This is a genomic window from Dactylosporangium sp. CA-233914, assembly GCF_050942935.1.
In the GTDB taxonomy this organism is placed as follows: Bacteria; Actinomycetota; Actinomycetes; order Mycobacteriales; family Micromonosporaceae; genus Dactylosporangium.
On record NZ_CP192030.1, the window covers coordinates 12,250,540 to 12,270,916 of the forward strand.

Here is a 20,377-nt window from a genome sequence, read left to right on the forward strand (position 1 = left end):
TCAGGCAGCGTCGAGCAGATCCCGCAACCGCGACCGGACCACACCATCATGGAAGTGCTCCGGCAGCGGTACCCCACCGATGTCCTGCCGCGCCGAGGCAACGTCGTCAAGCGTGTCCGACGGCAGCGCCTCGGCGAGTTGGAGACACTCCCGCGCGTATTTGCGTGCCTCGTCCGTCTCCCCCAACTCCCGCAGCCGCACGGCCAGAGCGTAGGCGTACTCCGCGGCGGCCCGATCGTCCCGGTAGAACCGCTCCTCGTCGTACTGCTTACGCAGCTCGCCGATGGTCACCACGGGCGCCGCGTCGTCGTCGACCATCAGAACAGGAACCTCTCGGCCACGGTCTGGTAGTTGAACAGCTCCGCCTCGCTGAACCACAGCTCGACCTCGTACTTCGCCTCTTCCGAGTTGCCGGACGCGTGGATGAGGTTCGCGGCCACCGTGTGCTTGGCCTCGGTGTACGCCTTCGACGTGTGCGCGAAGTCGCCGCGGATCGTGCCCGGGTTCGCCTGGTTCGGGAACGTCACGCCCACCAGCCGACGCACGGTCGGCACCGCCTCGACGCCCTCCAGCACCAGCGCGATGACCGGCCCAGACTGCATGAACGTCGCGGTCACGTTGAACACCGACGCGCCGAACCGCTCCTCCAGGTCGAAGTAGTGCTTCTTCGCCAGGTCAGCATCCATCTGCACCATCTTCGTGCCCACGATCTTCAACCCAGCATCCTCAAACCGCTGGATGATCCGCCCAGCCAGCCCACGCGCAACCGCATCCGGCTTCAGCAGTACAAGGGTCCGCTCCAACGATGCCACCGGCTGTGCCTCCTAGGTCTATTTGCCACCCCTAGTCTGCCTTAGGGTGACGGCGGCCCCGCACTGGGCGTGCGGCTACCGGAGTACCGCGCTCTCGGGGAACCATGCAAGACTTATCCGGTGATCACGCCTCACACAACGGAGCACGACTTAAACGTTCCTGACCGTTTCGAAGGACTTCGAGAGGCAGGAACTCAGGCGCTAAAGACGATCGTCGTTCCAGTTCATTCAGCGCTAGTAGCACTTGATGCCCGCTTTATGGACATGCGAGCCGCCAGGCGAGGCGCATTTTTGATCCTCCGCGGGGAAAGTGGCGCGGGAAAGTCAACCTTCTTGGACACTGTTGCACTGTTCCGAGAAGGAGTGTCGACGGTCGCCGTTGGCGCCTCCGACGACGTCGCGGCATCGCTTCAACAGCTTCCAGCCGCCAACCACCCCCGCATTGTCGTACTCGAAGGCCGAGAAGCTCTCCGTGATGTCTCGACCGCAAAAATCGAAGCGTCGCTTCATGCCGTCAATTCCTTCCTGCGCGCCTCGACAGGCAGGAACACTTTAGTCGTGTGGCCCACAAACACAGATGATCTTACGAAGATCCTTGTCGACTTCGCCGGCACACTCGGCGGCGAATCACTGCTGGGCGTAGAAGAACCATTCTTAAGGTTCGCGGGACCACCCAGAACCGAGTTCATCGCGATCGCCGAACGGACTATCACCGCCCTTAACGAGGGGGCATCACTCGCAGCCCTTGGCATTTCGGCGGATCGTGCGAACGATCTTGCAGAGAAGGCCGTTACTATCGGCGCTTATCTCGCACTAATACGCAGAGATCTTATTGCCAATACTGGCCGAGTACGAGGCTTGCTCCCAATGGAGCAGTTCCGAATGTGGACCCTAGTTGTCGCAGGCAACGAACCCGAGGGTGACGTTGCGGCCCTCACGCGAGGAGGGTACGCCTATGCCGACATCGATCGCTTGATGACATCTACCGGAGCAAACGTTGTTGCCGAACTCAAGCGCCATCCCGACCAACTCGGAATCCTGGGAACTGTGCTCGATGCGCGCATTGTTCACGTCGATATGCTCACGGCCCTTGCCGTTTCTCGCGAGTTTGGAAGTCCCGCCCTCCATCAGATGATGAAGGCTAGAAACATGTCGACAAGCCCAGACGGCAAGGCACGCGAACGCCTGCAGGGCAGCGAACTGGGCCTGCTCCTCGCGGGTGGCAATCTGGGCACTCGGCGAGTAGGGGGCAAAGCAAAAGGAAACACGCGGGCAGCATTCAACAACTTGGCGGAAATCGCCCGCACCAACGACGGACTACTGAACTTCGCGTTCGGCACCGGACTGGTCGATCTAGGAATAGTCGAGAGCTTCAAGACTGAACATGGCCTGGGCACACAGCTTAGGTTCTTAAGTGACCTATACTGCCTTTTGGGCGACGGAAGTCCCATCAGAATCGAAGTAATGTGGCGCACCAAAGCGGGCCGAGCCGACATCGCCAACTACGTTCTCAGTAAATTGGGAAACTATGGTAGAGCCATCGGCCTACTCAGTCAATATCATCAACCCCCGCTTGACTATTCGAGCGAATAACGATGAGTTCAGGTGCCGCTCCGGGCAGGCCCCACCACAGGCCAACCTCCAACGCCAGACCTGGCGTCCACGTTAGTCGAGGTGATCTCCTTGAGTGCTGAAGCATCCAACAATTCCGACTGGGCGAACTTCGATGTCGTAATCGCCGCGTGGTATCGGCGCGCGCGCGAATCACAGATGACTCATTATCTCGCCGCCAATAGATCGGCGCATCTGTCGAGATGGCTCGGCGTCCCGAGCGTATTGCTGAGTGCAGCAGCCGGGACAACACTCTTTGCCAGTTTACAGAAAGATGATACGTCATCCTGGATGCGACTGGCGGCCGGCCTAGTCGCGGTCGTTGCCGCCGCTCTGACCGCCCTGCAAACATTTCTCAACTCCGATGACCGCGCCGCGAAGCACCGAACGGCAGCAGCCGCCTACGGCGCCATAAGGCGCGAAATCGAACAACATCAAGTCATTCGACCTCAATCCAGAGAACAGGCAACATCAATTCTTGAAGGACTTCGCAAGCGTTTGGATGAGATCGCCGGAACTGCACCCGATGTCCCAGACCGCCTATGGAAGACGGCACAGAAAGAGATTCAGCATACGAAAAGGCCAGAAGGCTTCAGTGCTGCCTACCTAAAACAAAACGCAAGAATGTCCGCCAAAGAATCCAAGAACCAGGATAAGTAACTCTGGCGAGTCTACCCGACTCCCCAGACATTCTTCATCTCCTCCAGCAGTTCGGGAGGCAACTCCTCCTCCCAGATTTGCCCGAAAAGCATGGGAGCATTCGTGAGACGCTCAAAGATAGCCAGACTTTCCGGCTGGCTAGCGAGGATGTACGTGCCTTGCTGCCCGAGCGAGCTTAATGGGCCGTAATCGCGGTAGACGTTCTCAAGTTGCTCGCGATTTTCATCTACAAATAGCGCCAGGTCCGACTTGTACGTCACAAACTTGGCAGTTGAAATCGCTCGCATTAGCACTCTGCCAACCTCCCGCGACAGATCCCGATCGTACGGCGTTGAACAGAACGTGTAGAAGCTCTGCTCAGCCTGCAAGAGGATCTCGTTCAGGCGGTGGTCTGGATCTTGGGACATTGCAGCCACCGCCCGTTCCACCTCGCCGTCGTAGAGCTCTACCAAGGCAAGGAGACGGTACAGCGAACGTACGACATTTTCTGGCAGCTGGGTCGTCGGCTTGTAGAGCAGACCATGCGACATGCGTGACCACAGATCTTCCGCCTCGGTCCGAATCTGAATCTCGCATTGCATAGATTCATCGGATTCGAGTTTTATATCCGGAATGTCTGGCACTTCCACCCAGACATGCAACCGCGGATAGAAGAGTCGGTCCAGCTTCTCGCGGTCATGCCGATCGTCTTCCTCCCAGACCGGAGGGCCGAAGAGTGTTGCGGCGATTTGCTTTGCGACGTCGAGGTCGCCTGGATGGGTCACAATAACTCTGATGCCGGCTTTGTCGTAGATCTCTGCCCACGGGTCGTCCATCTTCTTGACTAGGGCCTTTTTTACAAAGCTAGCCACATCTTTCGCCCTGTACGTGATTCGGCACTCTAGCCCGATTCCAGCCGCTGCAATCTTAAAAGCGTTCGCGATATGCGCCGCCGCGCGCTCAAAATTTGGCCGTTCTCGCACATAGCGGATGCGCGCTGCATCTAAGGCCGATCCAACCGACATTGGAAAGCCCCGATCACTCTGCCGATTGCGCTTTGCGCCCGGGGACACTCCTTCCCTTGATGTCACCCATCTCATCCACCACAGTCACCCGGCCCCTGTTACCCGCAATTCGCTCAATTCGAACGATCTCGTTATCCAATGCGGTCCTGGGAATCGACATAGTAACACCACTGGCGAATGCAATCGAGAACTTTTGAAGACGGTCAGCGACGAGTCCGACCGACTTCTCAACGGGTGCGCTCGGCACATTCTTTGACCGCAGATAGGCTAGATACTCATCACGGTGCGCCAGATGCAAGTTGCGCTTAGCAAAATCGCTGGCGGAAAGCGTGGCGCGCGGGCTTTGCAACTCTGCCACGAGAGCCATCGAGTACTGAGTCTTCAGATCGGGTTCAGCGACCTCTCTATTTATCCATTCTTGCGATTCTTCATAGAACCGTCGAGTCAACTCCTCCGGCTTTTCGAGATGAGTGCAGCCCAGATACGATCTCAAGAAGAAATCTGCAATCTTGGTGCCGCTCAGTTGCTTGTCAGCAGCCCAACCTCTGATCTGATCGCCGTGAAGATCTGCCGCGCTGAATAATCCAGCCTTGTAGACCTTCGAACGATTGGTAAAGAACAAGTCCTTGAGGAACTCCATATCGAAGGTCTTTTGCCCGTTCACAGTGGTAAAACTTGCACGCATACCAGTTTCCTGCTCAATCTTGGCAAGCAGGACCGCAAGAGATCTCCCAAGCTTGCATTCCGCCACCAGCAGCAGGCCGCCAGAATTCGCTCCAGACTGTGCCTCGCGGAGTGCATGGGCCATTTCTTGCGAGGAAGGAACGAAGCCCGGTCCGGCCTTCTGAAGGAACTGACGAACTACCCCGGGGATCTTCGACGCAGTGTCGACGTCCTCCATTACTTCTCGTCCCGAGTCGGCTAGCAGGCCGCGGAAGACTGCTTGCAAGTGATTCTGAGCATCCTCAGCTAGGTCGCAGTCCGCCTCACTGAGCTGAAGACCGGGCGCGTCTGGGTCGTTCTTTAGCGCCCTTGGGACAACGTGAACGATCACGCGGGAGATCGTGAGTTGGCCGAACTTTGACATCATGGCCGTCTCCGACAAGGGGAAGAGGGTACCGCTGGACGGGGGAACGTCCAATCGAACGGCAGGTGAACGAAGATGTCCACGTCAGGACCCTAGCAGCGGAGGTCTTGAAAATGACTCGGAAGCCGTAGAGACTTCGGCCGATCATTGACGACGTTGGGGCGAGCCGACTTGCTTCAAACGCTCGCGGGTGGTCGGCGGCGGGCAAGTGCGAGCGTCGCCGCGACGGGGCTCAAACGCCCCGCCGATGACGATACCGCGACAATAAGATGTCTCCTGGCCCCATCACTGCAGCTCAGGACCGTTCTGACATACGGACTGTAAATCCGTCGCGAAAGCTACAGAGGTTCGAATCCTCTACCCGCCACTTGCTAAGGAATCTGGCCCTCGACCAGGGGAAACTCTGGACGGGGGCCTCTTTCGTGTGTCTGGCGCCGTCCGGGTGAATCCAGCCAGCCATGGCTGGTTGTGGGCAGATCGTGGGCAGGTCGATCTTGTCCGCGCTGCGTGGAGGTGCGGCTCCGGTCATGAGAAACTTGAGCCAGGTGTCGGCCGGGAGGTGGTCCGAGATGAGCGTCGCCGTGCTGGAACACGTCGGTCCGTGGAGTGAGGCAGATTACCTTGCGCTAGGCGAGACCGTGGATCGGATCGAGCTGCTCGATGGGAGCCTGTTGGTGAGCCCCGCCCCGTCCAAGCGCCACCAGCGGCTGTCCCGGCGGATCGCCAACGCGCTCGACGAGCCTGCCTCGCAGGCCGGTCTGGAAGTCTGGGAGGCGGTCAACGTCCGGCTCCACACCGGTCGGATCGTCATCCCCGATCTGGTCGTGGCGGACACCGACGATGACGGCGCAATGACCGAGGCGTCCGAGGTCGTCCTGGTCGGCGAGGTCGTCTCACCGGGCAACGCCTCTGCGGACCGCCTGCTGAAGATGCAGCTATACCCGGCCGCGCAGATCGCGTGGTATCTGCTGGTCGAGCAGGATTCGGATGCAGTGCTGTTGCGGCTCTACCGCCTGGAAGGCGCGCACTACGTCGAGCACGCGACAGCTACAAGCGGTGCTGTGCTTGCCTCGGACCGGCCGTTCCCGTTTCAGCTCGACACCGGGTCGCTGTTGGGCCGGTAGCGCCGGGTAGGGCAGGCGTCTTGTCCTCCAACCTTCACCGGATGGGTTGCGCACTGCGGAGCGTCTGAGGCCGGTGAGCCGCCGCGCCGGCCGATGCCGGCGCTTGCGCCGCCGGCAGGCCGAGCGCGGGCGGCGTTCCTGTAATTGGCGCCCGCCCTCCCCCGGCTCGCTAGCGGAGCCTCCCGTATGCCGTCGGCCACCCCCCCCAAGGGCAGCGGAGCGGCGTCGGCTGGGCCAGGCTCGCCGAAGGCGACCCCGAAGCGGCTCGGCCTTTGTGTCGCGGAACGTCTGAGTCCTAGCGAAAGGCCGCTCCCACCTCCGGAGGGCGCGGAGCTCCCAGGCGGCTGTCATCATATGAGCAGCGCAAAACGTCAGGACGGGGCTCAGGCACGCAAGAACTTCGGCGCCCATTCGGCGTGCCGCCGGATCGAGACCGAGGCTGACTCTGGGCCTTGTCTGGTGAGGGGTATGCGGTTGTGACGGGCTCAAACTGGCCCACATGGGTTGGTCGCACATGGCGGCGGACTTTCATCACCGTGGGCGCGGCCCTGGTGGTGGCGGCCGCCGGCATCGCCTGGAGCCAGTACCTAGTGCACATCGGCGACCGGCGGGTCCGGGACGGTCGTCCCGTCCCCGCGCTCGTCGCCGACGTGCATGCGACCAGGTGGGGCAAGCTCGGCAGCGAGTCGGTCCAAGCCTTCGTCACGTACGAGGTGGACGTAACCGGGAGGCGGCACGTCACCGATCGCTCCGCAATCGGGGCCGGGCAGGAGGGCGTGCCTCGGCTCGGGCTGCTGCACCGCCACGCGCGCTTTCTCGTACGTATGCCAGTGGTCACCCGGCAGCGCGAGGTGCTCGTCGTAGAAGTCCGGCATCGCCGTGCCGGGTGCGAATGAGATCGAGCCCGCGGCGAACTGTTCGGGAACAGGCGGGGGCACCGCCCGACGAAGTGGCCTGGGCTGAGGCTCAAACAACCACGCGCTTGCGACGCAGAAGAAGCCGCCGGCCTCTCCACCGGAGGATGTCTGATCAGCGAACAGCCACAGGTGACCATTCCGGGGCAGCACTGTCTGGAACGGGGCGACATCAGTGAGATCAAGCTGCGCGACGAAGGGCAATGCGGCTGTGAAGTGCCCTGGCTCCGTCGTGACGACTCCGGACGTGATCGCTTCGTCGAGGTCTCGGCGTGAAAGGTCCGGCCAGGCCTGAACCTCGGCGTGTGTCCAACGCTGACGCGGCCACGCAACGCCATCCGGCAGATCAGGTACCCCGCCGATTCGTGATTGACCCACCGCCGGTGACTCGCTCGGCGTCGCCGTAATCCAGATCTCCTCGTGCGTCCGCGCGATAATCTTCTCGGAATAAGCTCCCAGGCCGAGGCCTTCCAAGTGTTCGTGGTGGCGTGCATGCCAGGTCATGCGTCTCCACCAGCGCAGCCCATTCGCCGCCCTCTCGATGGCGCCTGCGTCCACACTCCGTCAACCTCCAGCAGATTTTGTACCTCAACGGGGTAAGCCGGCTTGCGTGCCCTCCTGCAATCTGAAGTGCTGCAGCAGGTTGAACTGGCCGTGACAGCTCACCTCCAGCGCAGGTGGTCGGTTGAGCGGTTCGTCAGCCTGGATGATCTTGCCTCGCATCCTGCCGGGATCTACCAGGGATTCGGGTTCTTCGGTCTTTGCGAAGGTCGGGGATCGGGTGCATCTTCACGCCGAGGTTCTTGGACTGGAGCTGGTGGGGCCGGTGGTTGCCACTCCGGCGGTGATTGGCGTGCTCGACGTCGGCGATCGGGCCGTTCTTCTGGGTTGAGGCGATTGGCTAGGTGCCGGCCGGGCAGCGGTCCGAGGAGCAGTGGCGGTCCGTCGGGGGCGCTTGCCACACCGCATCAGCGGCAGGAGCGGCTGTTCGGGCTCGGGTATTTCGGGCCACTTCGGCAGGACAACCGGCACGTCCCGTCCAACTCGTGGCGGGACTTCTATCTTGAGCGGCGGGTTGAGCCGCGGATCAAGACGCCGTCGATGCCGGGTGGTTGCCGCTTGACCTGGCTCGGCGAATACGGGAAATCATGACAAAGGCGGAAATACCGGATTCGTTGCCTCGCTGATCGGGCGGTCTTTGTCGATGCTGCGGCCTACTTCGGGCATCCCAAGGTCGATCTTGCGCTCGTGGACTGCATCGCGCCGGTGCCGGGGTCGCTCTTCGACGGGTATCGGGTGGTTCGCGCCATCGACGACGGGTTCGCCGGGCGGCGGGAACTGGGGCGGCTGTATGGGTACCTGGCCGTCGTCGCCGTGGACGGGGAAGATCGCGGCGTTCGTGGAGGCGTATCGGTGGACCGGCGGGCGAGTAGGCTGTCGCCATGTCGGGTGTGCTGGGTGAGCCGATCAAGTTTGTGCTCAACTGGGGGCGGCGCTACTCGCTGTGGGTGTTCAACTTCGGGTTGGCGTGCTGCGCCATCGAGTTTATCGCCACCTCCATGGGGCGGCATGACTTCATGCGGCTGGGCGTGATTCCGTTTGCGCACGGGCCCCGGCAGGCCGACCTCATGGTCGTCTCGGGGACCGTCACCGACAAGATGGCGCCGGCCATCAAGCGGCTCTACGACCAGATGCCCGAGCCCAAGTATGTCATCAGCTTCGGGGCCTGCTCCAACTGTGGCGGGCCCTACTGGGATTCGTACTCCGTGACCAAGGGCGTGGACCAGATCATCCCCGTCGACGTGTACGTGCCGGGGTGTCCGCCGCGGCCCGAGGCGCTGCTGCACGGGATCATGCGGCTGCAGGAGAAGATCGCCGGGGAGCAGGCGGGGCTGGGCGGGACGCCGCGGCCCGATGTCCGGGCGCTCACCGCGCCGCCGGTGAAGCCGTGACGCCCGCCGAGATCGGGGAGCGGCTGGTTGGGCTGCTCGGGGCCGGGGAGGCGTCCGAGAGCGGGGGCGGGAAGTTCGCGCGGGCGACCGTGGACGTTCCGGCGCAGCGGTGGGTCGACGCCGTCACGACGGCGAAAAGGGAAGGATTCGACTTCTTCGACTGGCTCTCGGCCGTGGACGAGCTGCCCGGCGGGTTCATGATCGTGGCGCATCTGTGGTCGACCGGGCAGCGGCACGGGGTGCTGCTGCGCGCCGAGCTGGCCCGGTCGGCGCCGGACGTCGAGTCGATCGTGGGCGTGTTTCCCGGGGCCGCGTGGCACGAGCGGGAGACGCACGAGATGTTCGGGATCGGGTTCACCGGGCACCCGGGGCTCGACCCGCTGCTGCTGCCGCCGGAGTTCGAGGGGCATCCGCTGCGCAAGGAGTTCGTGCTCGCCTCGCGCGTGGCCAAGCCGTGGCCGGGGGCCAAGGAGCCCGGGGAGAGCGACCACACCGTCAGCAAGCGGGCGCCGATGCGGCCGCCGGGGGTACCGGATCCCAGCGAATGGCCAGGGGGACGGTCCTGATGCCGATCTGGCTCGACGTGGCGATCCGTGTCCTGGCCGTCGTCGTGGCGTTCCTGACACTGCCGCTGATCGTGGGGCAGGCCGAGCACAAGGTCATGGCGCACATGCAGGGGCGGCTCGGGCCGATGTACGCGGGCGCGTTCCACGGCTGGGCGCAGCTCGTCGCCGACGGCGTGAAGTTCGTGCAGAAGGAGGACATCACGCCGCGGGCGGCCGACCGGGCGGTGTTCCGGCTGGCGCCGGTGATCGCGCTGCTGCCGTACCTCGTCGTGCTGCTCGTCATCCCGCTCGGCCCCGGCGGGCTCGTGGCGCAGAAGCTCGACATCGGGCTGTTCTTCGTGCTCGCGGTGGTCGGCGTCGGCGTGGTCGCGGTGCTCATGGCGGCCTGGTCCTCGGCGAACAAGTACGCGCTGCTGGGCGGCCTGCGCGCGGCGGCGCAGCTGCTGGGGTACGAGCTGCCGTTCATCCTCTCCGCACTGTCGGTGGCCATGGCGGCCGGGACGCTGTCGCTCTCGGGGATCGTCGAGGCGTGGCGGCCCTGGTGGCTGCTGTGGCAGCTGCCGGCGATGCTGGTCTTCTTCATCGCCGGGCTGGCCGAGATCCGCCGGCCGCCGTTCGACATGCCGATCGCCGACTCCGAGCTCGTGTTCGGCTACATGACCGAGTACACGGGCCTGCGCTTCGCGTTCTTCCTGCTCGCCGAGTACGTCGGCATCGTCGTCATCGCGGCGCTGACCACCGTGCTGTTCCTGGGCGGGTGGAAGGGACCGTTCGGCCTCGACGAGCAGCTCGGCTGGGCCTGGACGCTGATCAAGGTCTTCGCGGTCTCGTTCGTGGTGATCTGGGTGCGCGTGTCCTACCCGCGGCTGCGCGAGGACCAGCTGCAGCGGCTGTGCTGGCTGGTCCTGGTCCCGGCGGCCCTGGGCCAGCTGGTGCTCACGGCCGCCGTGAAGGTCGCTGCAGGAGACTGAGAAAAGCCACAAGCAGCTGTTCTCGTACCGCCGGATCGACGGCGTTCAGCAAGGTGTTGATCGGGGCGATGCGCTGCGGCAGCGCCCCGCCCTCGCCGAGCCCCAGGGTCGCGGCCAGCTGCTCGACCGGCACCTGACCGAGCAGCTCCAGGATGCCGTCGGGCAGCTCGACCGGCCCGTGCGAGCGGGCGGCGGCGACCGCGGCGGCCAGGTCGGACTCGAACTCGCCGACCCGCGGGGCCACGGCGGCGGTGACCGTCAGGTGGACCGACGCCGGGATCTCGCCGTGGCGGAACTGGGGCTGCGTGTGCCAGCCGCGCGCGGCGAGCTCGTCGGCCAGGACGAACAGGTCGACGCCGCAGGACATGAAGGCGACGACCGTCGACTCACGGGGTACGACCGCGAAGTCCTCGATCTTCGCCACCGCGTCGGCGATCGCCCGGGTCGCCTCGCGCGTCCGGGCCGCCAGGGCCAGGTAACCGTCGTCGCCGATGTGGCGCAGGGTGGCCCAGGCCGCGGCGATCGGGCCGCCGGAGCGGGTCGAGGAGATGACCGGGTTGACCATGGTGTACCCGGGCCAGTCCGCGTAGCCGAAGTACTGCGGCGCGCGCAGCTGCTCGTCGCGGTGCAGCAGGACCGAGACGCCCTTGGGCGCGTACGCGTACTTGTGCAGGTCGACCGAGATGCTCGTGACCCCGGGCACCGACAGGTCGAACGGCGGGACCGGCTCACCGAGGCGGCGCAGGTAGGGCAGGGTCCAGCCGCCGAAGCACGCGTCCACGTGGCAGCGTACCCCCGCCGCCCGGGCCGCGGCGGCGATCGGCTCGACGGGGTCGATCAGGCCGTGCGCGTACGACGGAGCGGAGCAGGCGACGAGGACCGTGTCGGGGGTGATCGCGGCGGCGACCGCGGCCGGGTCCACGCGCAGCGTCGCGGGGTCGACGGGCACGGTGTCGAGGGCCACGCGCAGGTACGCGGCGGCCTTGGCCAGGGCGGCGTGCGCCGTGACCGGCATGACCAGGCGGGGTGCGGCGATGTCCGGGCGCCCGTCGCGGGCCGCCTTCACGGCCAGGATCAGGGACTCGGTGCCGCCGCCCGTCACGCTGCCGACGGTGCGCTCGTCGCCGCCGAGCAGCTGCGCGGCCGCCCCGACCAGGTCGTTCTCCATCGCCAGCAGCGACGGGAACGCGGTCGGGTCCAGGCCGTTGACGTGCGCGGAGATCGCGTGCGCGGCGGCGGCGAGGTCGTCGAGGCCGGCCAGTCCGGGGTCGTACACGTACGCGAACAGCCGCCCGCCGTGGGTCGGCAGGTCGCCGCCGCGCATCTCGCGCAGCTCCGCCAGGACGTCCTGGGCCGGGAGGCCCCGCTCAGGCAGTGCGTTCACGTGCCTCAACCTCCTGCGTCAGTCGCTCTTCGTCGAGGTCATAGCGTCGCAGAGTGAACAACGCCGATGCGACGATGACGGCGGGTACGACGGTGAAGCCGAGCAGCACGCCGAGGCGGGCCGTGTCCGTCTGGGCCGCGGCGGTGCCGGAGTCGCTGGAGACGTACCCGAACGCGGCCAGGATCACGGCGAAGATCCCCGGCCCGAGCGCGAGCCCGAACGTCTCGCCGGCCGTCCACAGCCCGGTGAAGACGCCGGCCTGGCGGCGCCCGGTGCGGGCCGCGTCGAAGGCGATGCAGTCGGGCAGCATCGCGAGGCCGAAGACCTGCTGGCCGGCGTATCCGCAGCCGACGAGCCCGGTGATCATGTACACCGCGACGGCGGGCAGCGCGGGCGCCAGCGCGATCAGGGCCGCCGCGCCGGCGAAGATCAGGGAGGACAGGACGTACGACCGCAGCTTGCCGAGCCTTTCCCCGACCCGGGACCACAGCGGCATCACCAGCAGGGCCGGCCCGACGAAGCACGCGAAGAGCACGGTCGCGCCCGTGTCCGGGTCCTGCAGCACCTGCGTGGCGAAGTAGCTGACCCCGGCGAGCATGGTGGCGATCCCGGCGGCCTGGATGATGAAGCAGATCAGCAGCCGGGTGAACGCCCCGTTCTGCCGCGCGGTGCGCAACTGCCGTCCGAGGCTCGCCTCGCTCTGCAGGACCTGGCCGGTGGGTGCGCCGCGGGTGCCGAGGAAGCTGCCCAGCGTGCCGACGACGATGAGCGCGGCCACGAACACGCCCATGGCGCGGTGACCGGGGATTCCGTCGCCGAACTGCTTGGTGACCATCGGCGCCAGGGCGCCCGAGGCCAGGATGGCGACCGCGAGCAGCGCCACCCGCCAGGTCATCAGGCGGGTCCGCTCGGTGTAGTCATCGGTCATCTCGGCCGGCATCGCCACGTACGGCACCTGGTAGAACGCGTACGCGGTGGCCGTGGCCAGGAACGTCAGCGCCACGTACACCCCGCTGCGCACCGGCGCCGCGAAGATCCCCGCGAACAGCACGGCGACCAGGAGCCCCGCCCCGAGCAGATAAGGCCGCCGGGCGCCCCAGCGGGTGCGGGTACGATCGGAGATCCGCCCGGCAACCGGGTTGATCAGCACGTCCCACGCCTTCGGCGCGAGTACGAGCAGCCCGGCAACCCCGGCCGCGACGCCGAGGGTGTCGGTGAGGTAGGGCAGAAGCAACAAACCCGGCACGGTGCCGAAGGCACCCGTGACGAGCGAGCCGAGTGCGTACCCCGCCCGCACACGTCCGGGCAGTGACTGCGACGGGTGATTCATGGTCCACGGATGCTACCGCGAGACTTCTTCATATAAGGGTTCTGAATCGAAGATCCCGGCGGGAGTGGCGGCCGGCCATCCCGCCACGGTGGAGGTGGGCCTGCGCGTGCTGGACGCCGGCGGCTCGGCCGCCGATGCCGCGGTCGCCGCGATGCTGGCCAGTTGCGTGGCGGAGAGTGTGCTGACCGGCATCGCCGGCGGGGGGTTCGCCACCTATTACGAGGCCGCCACCCGGACCACTACCTGCCTCGACTTCTTCTGCTCGGTCCCCGGCCTCGGCGCCACCCGAGCCGGGGCGCCCATGGTGCCGATCGCGGTGGCGTTCGGCGGGGTTCCGCAGCGGTACGAGATCGGGGCGTCGAGCGTCGGGGTGCCCGGGGTTCCGGCCGGGTGCGGGGCGCTGCATCAGCGGTGGGGGCGCCTGCCCTGGCAGCGGGTCGTCGCGCCGGCCGCCTCCCTCGCGCGTAGCGGCACCCTGCTGCCTCAGCCGCACGCCGGGACCCTCGCTTCCCTGCAGCAGGCCATGCTGCCCGGGTTCGGTGCTCAGGTCTACGCGCCCGGGGGCCGGCTGCTGCAGGGCGGGGATCTGCTGTACCACCCCGGGCTGGACACTGCGCTGGGGATCCTGGCCGACGAGGGGCCGGCCGCCTTCTACACCGGACGGGTGGGCCGCCAGATCGTCTCGGCGATCAACGCCGGCGGCGGGATTCTGACCTCTACGGATCTGTCCGAATACCGGGTCCTGGTGCTGCCGGTGGCGTCGGCTGAGCTCGGCGGCCTGACGGTGAGCGCCCGCCCCGATCTGAACGACTTCATCGTGACGTTGGGGGCGCTGCCGGACTTGGCGGACCTCCCCCGTCCGGCCCGGGCCGTGGCGCTGGCGGATGCCTTGCGGTCATACGGCAGCCAGCGGCTGGGCGACACGACGAACATCTCCGTCGTGGACGCGGACGGCAACGCCTGCGTGGTCACGCTGACCCTCGGCATCGGCTCCGGCGTCTGGCTGGACGGTCTGGGCATCCACCTGAACTCGATGCTGGGTGAGGGCGAGTTGATTCGCCCGGGCACGGCTCCCGGCGACCGCATGGCCTCGTGCATGTGCCCCACGGTGGTGACGGCCCCCGACGGCCCGCTGCTGCTGGCCATCGGCTCGGCCGGCGCGACGAGAATCCGCACTGCGCTGCTGCACGCCCTGATCAACACCGTGATCGACGGCACCGGCACGCACGAGGCGATCCACCGCCCGCGATTCCACGTGGTGTCGGACCTGGTCCACGCCGAGCCGGGCTACCCGGAGGACGAGCTGGACGCGCTGCAGGAGGCGGGCTACAAGATCCAGCGCTGGGACCGCCTCGACCACTACTTCGGCGGCGTGAGCGCGGTCGGCGTGGCCGGCGCCGCGGGCGACCCGAGGCGTGGCGGCATCGGCCGCCTCCTGGCCTGACTGTCAGAGCAGGACCAGATCGTCCCGGTGTACGACCTCCCGCTCGTAGGCCGGGCCCAGCTCCGCGGCCAGGTCCCCCGTCGAGCGGCCCAGCAGGCTCGGCAGCTCCGCCGCGTCGTAGTTGACCAGGCCCCGCGCCACGGGGATGCCGCCGTCGTCGACCAGGTCCACCGGGTCGCCCGCGGCGAAGCGGCCGTCCACCGCCGTGATGCCGGCCGGCAGCAGCGATGCGTGGTTGCTCACCACCGCGCGGACCGCGCCCGGGTCCAGGTGCAGCCGGCCCCTCGGGCTCGTCGCGTGGGCCAGCCAGAAGAGGCGGGCCTGCGGGCGTTCGCGCTGGCGGTGGAACAGGGTGCCGACCTCGCGGCCCTTGAGCACGTCCGCGGCCTGCGGCGCCGAGGCCAGCACCACCGGGATGCCGCTCGTCGTGGCGATCCGCGCCGCCTCGACCTTGGTGACCATGCCGCCCGTGCCGATGCCGGCCTTCCCGGGGCGCTTGACGTCGATGTCGTCCAGGTCGGCGAACGTGCGCACGTCCGTGATGGCCCGCGACGTGGGCAGCGACGGGTCGCCCGTGTAGAGGCCGTCGACATCCGACAGCAGCACCAGCAGGTCGGCGTGGACCAGCGCGGCCACCAGCGCGGCCAGGCGGTCGTTGTCGCCGAAGCGGATCTCCTGCGTGGCGACCGTGTCGTTCTCGTTCACGATCGGGATGGCCTTGAGGTCCAGCAGGCGGCGCAGCGTGCGGTAGGCGTTACGGTAATGGGCGCGCCGGGTCACGTCGTCCACCGTCAGCAGAACCTGGCCCACCACACGGCCCTGCCTGGCGAACGCGTCGTTGTAGGCCCTCATGAGCAGGCCCTGCCCCACGCTCGCGGCCGCCTGCTGCGTGGCCAGGTCCCGCGGGCGGCGGGGCAGGCCGAGCGGGGCCAGGCCGGCGGCGATCGCGCCCGACGAGACCAGCACCACCTCGGCCGGCGTGGTGGCCAGCGCCTCGACCAGGGCGTCGACGCGCTCTCCGGCCAGGCCTCCGGCCGCGGTGGTCAGCGACGACGACCCGACCTTGACCACGATCCGCCGAGCGTCGGTGACCTGTTCGCGCACCCGCTAATCTTGCCGCCTGCCTTCGCGGACCGCGCGGTAGGTTCCCATATCGTGGCCGACGACGAGTACACCGAGCTGGTTCTGCAGGTTGTGGAGCGCATCCCGGCCGGGCGCGTCATGTCGTACGGCGCGATCGCCGAATACCTCGGGCGGGGCGGCCCTCGCCAGGTCGGCACGGTGATGGCGCTCCACGGCGGCGGGGTCCCCTGGCACCGGGTCGTGGCCGCGAACGGGCGGCTGGTCCCCGGGCACGAGGTCGAGGCGTTGCGGCGGCACCGGGGCGAGGGCACGCCGCTGCGGGGCGACAAGGTCGACATGCGCCGTGCCGCCTGGTGGCCGGACGAGTCCTGATAAAGGCGACAAATCCGAAGTCAGGGTGGACGTCCTGCTCATGACCGGCGACTCGACGGCGCCTCAGCGCAGGGCGCGGATCGCCGTCAGGGTCGTGTGGACGTTGAACTGGTCGCCGTCGTCGCTGGTCCAGCCGCCGTCGCTGCGCTGTGTCTCCAGCAGCCGCTTCCGCGCCGCGCCCAGCAGCCAGTCCTCCATCGACATGCCCACCCGGCGCAGGGCCGCGGCCATCGACGCCGTGTCGGCCGCCGTCATGGTCGGCACGCGGTCGGCCAGGGCGACCTGGATCTGGGCGGACTCGTAGAACCAGCCGAGGTGGTAGAGCACCGCGCAGCCGAGCCAGCCCGTCACCAGGAACGAGGGCCAGCTGCCGTCGGGGCGCAGGGAGGCGCGGAACGCCTCGGCGGCGCGGGCGATGCGGGCCGCGTGCTCGTCCTCGTCGCCCGGGGCCGGGCCGCCGACCACGAGCCAGAAGGCCGCGCTGGTGGTCAGGTAGAGGCGGGCCTCGTCGTCGCCGGGCTGGGCCCACGGCGGGGCGATGCCGGCCAGCGACGCGTCCTCCTCCCACATGCCGTCGGGGCGCTGGCTGTGGCCGAGCCAGGTCAGCGCCTTGCGGGCCGCGGGGCGGTCGATCGCGCCGAGGTCGTCCAGCTCGCCGAGGCGGAAGCAGCTGGCGTCGACCGAGGCGATGTGCGCGCCGTGGTAGGCCGGCCAGCCGCCCGTGGACGCCTGGCCGACCTCGGCCCGCTCCAGCACGTCGGCCGAGGGGGCCTGGCCGGTGCGCAGCCAGGCCAGGCGGGCGCGGTCCACGGCGTCGCCGTGGGCGACGACGTAACCGATCGCGGCATCAAGGTCGACCATGGGCCGTAGGCTACCGCTCGCCCGCCTTCGCCACGTTGGCCGTCAGTAGACCGGCAGTGCGGGGTCGACGGTCTTCACCCAGGAAACCACGCCACCCTGCACGTGGACGGCGTCCTTGAAGCCGGCGGCCTTCACGGCGGCGAGGGCCTCGGCGGAACGGACGCCGCTCTTGCAGTACAGGACGATCTGCCGGTCCTGGGGGAGCTCCGCGAGCGCGTTGCCGTTGAGGATCTCGCCCTTGGGCACCAGGCGGGCGCCGGGGACCCGGACGATCTCCCACTCCGCCGGCTCGCGCACGTCGATGAGCTCGATCGGCTTGCCGGAGTCCTGCCAGTCCTTGAGCTCGGTCGCGGTGATCGTGGAGCCGATCGTCGCGGCCTGGGCCTCGTCGGAGACGGCGCCGCAGAAGTCGTCGTAGTCGATGAGGCCGGTGACGGTCGGGTTCTCGCCGCAGATCGCGCAGTTCGGGTCCTTGCGGAGCTTGATCTTGCGGTACTCCATCTCCAGGGCGTCGTACACCATCAGGCGGCCCAGCAGCGTCTCACCCACGCCGGTCAGCAGCTTGATGGCCTCGGTCACCTGGATCGCGCCGATCGACGCGCACAGGACGCCGAGCACGCCACCCTCGGCGCACGAGGGCACCATGCCGGGCGGGGGCGGCTCCGGGTAGAGGCAGCGGTAGCAGGGGCCGTGCTCGGCCCAGAAGACGGAGGCCTGGCCGTCGAAGCGGTAGATCGAACCCCACACGTACGGCTTGCCGAGCAGCACCGCGGCGTCGTTGACCATGTAACGCGTCGCGAAGTTGTCGGTGCCGTCGATGATGAGGTCGTACTGCGCGAAGATCTCCATCACGTTGTCGTTGCTGAGCGCCTCGTTGTGCAGCACGACGTTGACATACGGATTGATCTCGAGCACCGAGTCGCGCGCGGACTCGGCCTTCGGGCGGCCGATGTCCGACTGGCCGTGGATGATCTGGCGCTGGAGGTTGGACTCGTCCACGGTGTCGAACTCGATGATGCCGAGCGTGCCCACGCCGGCGGCCGCCAGATACATCAGCGCCGGCGAACCCAGGCCGCCCGCGCCCACGCAGAGCACCTTGGCGTTCTTGAGTCGTTTCTGCCCGGCCACGCCGACGTCGGGGATGATCAGATGACGCGAGTAGCGGCGGACCTCGTCCACCGACAGGTCGGCGGCGGGCTCGACCAGAGGAGGCAGCGACATGGTTCTCATTCTGCCGCGCCGGAGGGCCGAACCCGAGTGAGCTACGGCACTTTGGGTCCGGTGTACAACTGCCCGTCGACGTAGGGCCAGGAGTTGGCGACGCAGCCCTTCAGGCCGTACGTCTGCTGCATCATCACCGGCGCGGGCCTTCCCTGGCCGGGGCACGCCTCGTGCCCGTGGCCGAGCTCGTGCCCGGTCTCGTGGTTGACGACGTACGTCTGGTAGTCCGCGACCGGCACGCCGTAGTCCGGGATCGCCGTGTTCCACCGGGCCAGGTTGATGATGACCTTGCCGGTGATCCGGCAGGAGCTGTACCCCTCCGTGTGCAACCCCGCCGTCGCGCACATCTGCTCGGAGGTGACCGGGGTGGCCAGGAACACGGTGAAGTCGGCGGCCCCCTCCCCCGCGACGCGCTGCAGGCGCAGGTCGCCGGCCGCGGTCCAGCCGCGCGGGTCGGCGTAGGTCTTCTCGACGGCCGCGGCGAACGCGTCGGCCCGCACCCCGGCCCCGTTCTCCACCGCGACGCGGTACTTCTTCAGCCCCCCGTTCGCCCCGGCCACCGGGCCCTCGCTGGTGGCGTACGAAAAGGTGCCCTCGCCCTTGGCCGGGCCGGCCTCCGGCGGCGGGCTGGCCGGCTGCGACGGCGGCGTCAGCATCGGCTCGTCCTGGCGCGCCGGCGGGTCGGGCGCGGCCTGCGAGTCGCCGGCGAAGAACAGCTGGCGGCCGAGGCCGAGCGCGGCGAGCAGGCCGGCCGTGGCCATGACGCCGGCGATCATGTAGCGGCGGCGCCGGGCCTCCATGCGGCGGCGGTGCCGCGCGGCGCGCACGACTTCGCGGGCGGCCGTCGGGTCGCTCGGCAGGGGTTCCGGCTCCCGCCGGCGGTCGCTGATCAGCCGGCTCACCATCGATGTTCAGCTTGCCATGCGCACCCGGGCGACGCGCGGGCGGACCGTGGACCGCACCTGTACCGCAACCTGCGCCCCGGCGCCCGCGAGCTCGTCCAGCAGCCCGAACACGGCCCGTGCCACGGAGCGGGGAACCTCCATCTGCGCCACGTGGCCGACGCCCTCCAGCATCATCAGCCGGCTGTCCGGGATGAGCTGGGCGACCTGCGGCGCGGTGCGGATGTCCACGAGCCGGTCCTGGCGTCCGGCGATGACCAGGGTGGGGGCGGTGATCCTCGCGGCGGCGCGCCACATGGACCCCTCGCCGGGCAGGTACGCCCGCAGGAAGCTGCTCACCAGGCCGCGGAGGCTGCCGACGTACGCCTCGGCGTACCACGGCACCTGATGGCGCAGGCGCGCCTCCTCGATGGCCTCCAGCCGGCGCTGCGCCGGGTAGCGGGTCGGGTCGGCGTAGCAGGAGTCGATGACCATGTCCGCGAGCGCCTCGGGCTCCATCGACGACATGCGCCGCGCCGCCAGCCGGGCGGCGTTGGGCAGCAGGAGCAGGGGCACGACCCGGCCCTGCAGGGAGCGGCGCGGGTCGAGGAACGGCATCGCCGGGGAGATCAGCGTCAGCGAGCGGACCAGTTCGGGGCGGTGCGCGGCGGCCTTGACGATCGCGGCGCCACCCATCGAGTTGCCGAAGAGGTGGACGGGGCCGCGGTCGCTGTGCTCGATCCAGCGGATGACGTGGGTCGCCATCGAGTCGATGGTGTAGCTGTGGGCGCGGGCGCTGTAGCCGAATCCGGGCAGGTCGATGGCCTGCCCGTCCAGCGCGGTGCCGTCCGTGCGCGAGGCCAGGATGCCGGCCAGGTCGGTCCAGTTGGTCGAGGAGCCGCCGAGGCCGTGCACGTAGACGGCCGGCTCGCTGTTCGGCGTCGCGGCCGGGGTGTCGCGGACGTACGTGATCGATCCGTCGAGCTCCACCTCTCGCCCCGGCCACCGCTCCGGCAGGCATTCGGGTGACGGGACGGTGAACTCCGGAACAAGAGTTGCTCGCTTCATGACCCAAGTGTGCCGCTCCCTTCCATGAGATG

General features: G+C 67.7%; 22 protein-coding genes. 10 read left to right on the top strand and 12 right to left on the bottom strand.

Annotated elements, in window-relative coordinates:
- Together ACQPY0_RS54755 and ACQPY0_RS54760 are read right to left on the bottom strand one after the other, a co-directional pair.
- Complete coding sequence (locus tag ACQPY0_RS54755) at positions 1-318, bottom strand: hypothetical protein (RefSeq protein ID WP_432980475.1); 318 nt, start codon at positions 316-318, stop codon at positions 1-3.
- Positions 318-812: a nucleoside-diphosphate kinase gene (locus ACQPY0_RS54760; RefSeq protein WP_432980478.1), complete on the bottom strand. Its 495-nt coding sequence runs from the start codon at positions 810-812 to the stop codon at positions 318-320. The genes ACQPY0_RS54755 and ACQPY0_RS54760 overlap by 1 nt, the downstream gene beginning before the upstream one ends.
- Before the next feature lie 120 nt (positions 813-932).
- Here ACQPY0_RS54760 and ACQPY0_RS54765 point away from each other — a divergent pair, with 120 nt between their 5' ends.
- The gene (locus ACQPY0_RS54765; protein WP_432980481.1) at positions 933-2,405 is read left to right on the top strand and encodes a hypothetical protein; all 1,473 of its coding nucleotides are present in this window, start codon (positions 933-935) and stop codon (positions 2,403-2,405) included.
- Between the two features lie 81 nt (positions 2,406-2,486).
- Positions 2,487-3,083 carry an SLATT domain-containing protein gene (locus tag ACQPY0_RS54770; protein WP_432980484.1) on the top strand — a complete coding sequence of 199 codons (597 nt, stop codon included), beginning with the start codon at positions 2,487-2,489 and terminating at the stop codon, positions 3,081-3,083.
- An 11-nt stretch (positions 3,084-3,094) separates the two neighbouring features.
- Here ACQPY0_RS54770 and ACQPY0_RS54775 read toward each other — a convergent pair whose 3' ends face one another.
- Together ACQPY0_RS54775 and ACQPY0_RS54780 are read right to left on the bottom strand one after the other, a co-directional pair.
- Positions 3,095-4,087 (bottom strand): hypothetical protein, encoded by a 993-nt coding sequence (locus ACQPY0_RS54775; protein WP_432980487.1) that lies wholly within the window; start codon positions 4,085-4,087, stop codon positions 3,095-3,097.
- A 13-nt stretch (positions 4,088-4,100) separates the two neighbouring features.
- Positions 4,101-5,177 carry a nucleoid-associated protein gene (locus ACQPY0_RS54780; protein ID WP_432995821.1) on the bottom strand — a complete coding sequence of 359 codons (1,077 nt, stop codon included), beginning with the start codon at positions 5,175-5,177 and terminating at the stop codon, positions 4,101-4,103.
- Positions 5,178-5,743: 566 nt separating this feature from the next.
- Here ACQPY0_RS54780 and ACQPY0_RS54785 point away from each other — a divergent pair.
- Positions 5,744-6,298, top strand: coding sequence for a Uma2 family endonuclease (locus tag ACQPY0_RS54785; protein WP_432980490.1), 555 nt, complete (start codon positions 5,744-5,746; stop codon positions 6,296-6,298).
- A 587-nt stretch (positions 6,299-6,885) separates the two neighbouring features.
- Here ACQPY0_RS54785 and ACQPY0_RS54790 read toward each other — a convergent pair.
- Positions 6,886-7,716 carry a DUF1963 domain-containing protein gene (locus ACQPY0_RS54790; RefSeq protein ID WP_432980493.1) on the bottom strand — a complete coding sequence of 277 codons (831 nt, stop codon included), beginning with the start codon at positions 7,714-7,716 and terminating at the stop codon, positions 6,886-6,888.
- 181 nt (positions 7,717-7,897) lie between these two features.
- On the opposite strand from ACQPY0_RS54790, the gene ACQPY0_RS54795 reads away from it, so the two are divergent.
- The 5 genes from ACQPY0_RS54795 (at position 7,898) to ACQPY0_RS54815 (ending at position 10,701) form a co-directional block, all read left to right on the top strand.
- On the top strand, positions 7,898-8,104 hold the full coding sequence (locus tag ACQPY0_RS54795) for a hypothetical protein (RefSeq protein ID WP_432980496.1): 207 nt from the start codon (positions 7,898-7,900) through the stop codon (positions 8,102-8,104).
- Between the two features lie 356 nt (positions 8,105-8,460).
- Positions 8,461-8,805 (top strand): hypothetical protein, encoded by a 345-nt coding sequence (locus tag ACQPY0_RS54800; RefSeq protein ID WP_432980498.1) that lies wholly within the window; start codon positions 8,461-8,463, stop codon positions 8,803-8,805.
- Positions 8,721-9,164: an NADH-quinone oxidoreductase subunit B gene (locus ACQPY0_RS54805; RefSeq protein WP_432980500.1), complete on the top strand. Its 444-nt coding sequence runs from the start codon at positions 8,721-8,723 to the stop codon at positions 9,162-9,164. Before ACQPY0_RS54800 ends, ACQPY0_RS54805 begins: the two co-directional genes overlap by 85 nt.
- Positions 9,161-9,730, top strand: a complete 570-nt coding sequence (locus ACQPY0_RS54810; protein ID WP_432980503.1) for an NADH-quinone oxidoreductase subunit C — start codon at positions 9,161-9,163, stop codon at positions 9,728-9,730. The genes ACQPY0_RS54805 and ACQPY0_RS54810 overlap by 4 nt, the downstream gene beginning before the upstream one ends.
- Entirely contained in the window at positions 9,730-10,701 is a 972-nt protein-coding gene (locus ACQPY0_RS54815; RefSeq protein ID WP_432980506.1) for a complex I subunit 1/NuoH family protein, read from the top strand. Before ACQPY0_RS54810 ends, ACQPY0_RS54815 begins: the two co-directional genes overlap by 1 nt.
- Here the strand turns inward: ACQPY0_RS54815 and ACQPY0_RS54820 are convergent.
- Entirely contained in the window at positions 10,667-12,094 is a 1,428-nt protein-coding gene (locus tag ACQPY0_RS54820; RefSeq protein WP_432980509.1) for a pyridoxal phosphate-dependent decarboxylase family protein, read from the bottom strand. The genes ACQPY0_RS54815 and ACQPY0_RS54820 overlap by 35 nt on opposite strands.
- Positions 12,069-13,415: an MFS transporter gene (locus ACQPY0_RS54825; protein WP_432980512.1), complete on the bottom strand. Its 1,347-nt coding sequence runs from the start codon at positions 13,413-13,415 to the stop codon at positions 12,069-12,071. The genes ACQPY0_RS54820 and ACQPY0_RS54825 overlap by 26 nt, the downstream gene beginning before the upstream one ends.
- Positions 13,416-13,503: 88 nt before the next feature.
- Between ACQPY0_RS54825 and ACQPY0_RS54830 the strand changes: the two genes are divergently transcribed.
- Positions 13,504-14,859 carry a gamma-glutamyltransferase gene (locus ACQPY0_RS54830; protein WP_432980515.1) on the top strand — a complete coding sequence of 452 codons (1,356 nt, stop codon included), beginning with the start codon at positions 13,504-13,506 and terminating at the stop codon, positions 14,857-14,859.
- Positions 14,860-14,862: 3 nt separating this feature from the next.
- Here ACQPY0_RS54830 and proB read toward each other — a convergent pair whose 3' ends face one another.
- The gene (gene proB, locus ACQPY0_RS54835; RefSeq protein ID WP_432980518.1) at positions 14,863-15,963 is read right to left on the bottom strand and encodes a glutamate 5-kinase; all 1,101 of its coding nucleotides are present in this window, start codon (positions 15,961-15,963) and stop codon (positions 14,863-14,865) included.
- A 51-nt stretch (positions 15,964-16,014) separates the two neighbouring features.
- On the opposite strand from proB, the gene ACQPY0_RS54840 reads away from it, so the two are divergent.
- A complete protein-coding gene (locus ACQPY0_RS54840) occupies positions 16,015-16,314 on the top strand; it encodes an MGMT family protein (protein WP_432980521.1) in 300 nt (99 codons plus the stop codon).
- A gap of 63 nt (positions 16,315-16,377) precedes the next feature.
- Here the strand turns inward: ACQPY0_RS54840 and ACQPY0_RS54845 are convergent, their stop codons facing one another.
- From ACQPY0_RS54845 to ACQPY0_RS54860, 4 genes are read right to left on the bottom strand one after another with little or no spacing between them, the layout of a single operon-like run.
- Positions 16,378-17,175 carry a squalene--hopene cyclase gene (locus tag ACQPY0_RS54845; RefSeq protein ID WP_432980524.1) on the bottom strand — a complete coding sequence of 266 codons (798 nt, stop codon included), beginning with the start codon at positions 17,173-17,175 and terminating at the stop codon, positions 16,378-16,380.
- Between the two features lie 42 nt (positions 17,176-17,217).
- Positions 17,218-18,396 carry an adenylyltransferase/sulfurtransferase MoeZ gene (gene moeZ / locus ACQPY0_RS54850; protein ID WP_432980527.1) on the bottom strand — a complete coding sequence of 393 codons (1,179 nt, stop codon included), beginning with the start codon at positions 18,394-18,396 and terminating at the stop codon, positions 17,218-17,220.
- A gap of 41 nt (positions 18,397-18,437) precedes the next feature.
- Positions 18,438-19,301 (bottom strand): DUF3152 domain-containing protein, encoded by an 864-nt coding sequence (locus ACQPY0_RS54855; RefSeq protein WP_432980530.1) that lies wholly within the window; start codon positions 19,299-19,301, stop codon positions 18,438-18,440.
- Between the two features lie 6 nt (positions 19,302-19,307).
- Positions 19,308-20,345, bottom strand: coding sequence for an alpha/beta fold hydrolase (locus tag ACQPY0_RS54860; RefSeq protein WP_432980533.1), 1,038 nt, complete (start codon positions 20,343-20,345; stop codon positions 19,308-19,310).
- Positions 20,346-20,377 lie beyond the last annotated feature (32 nt).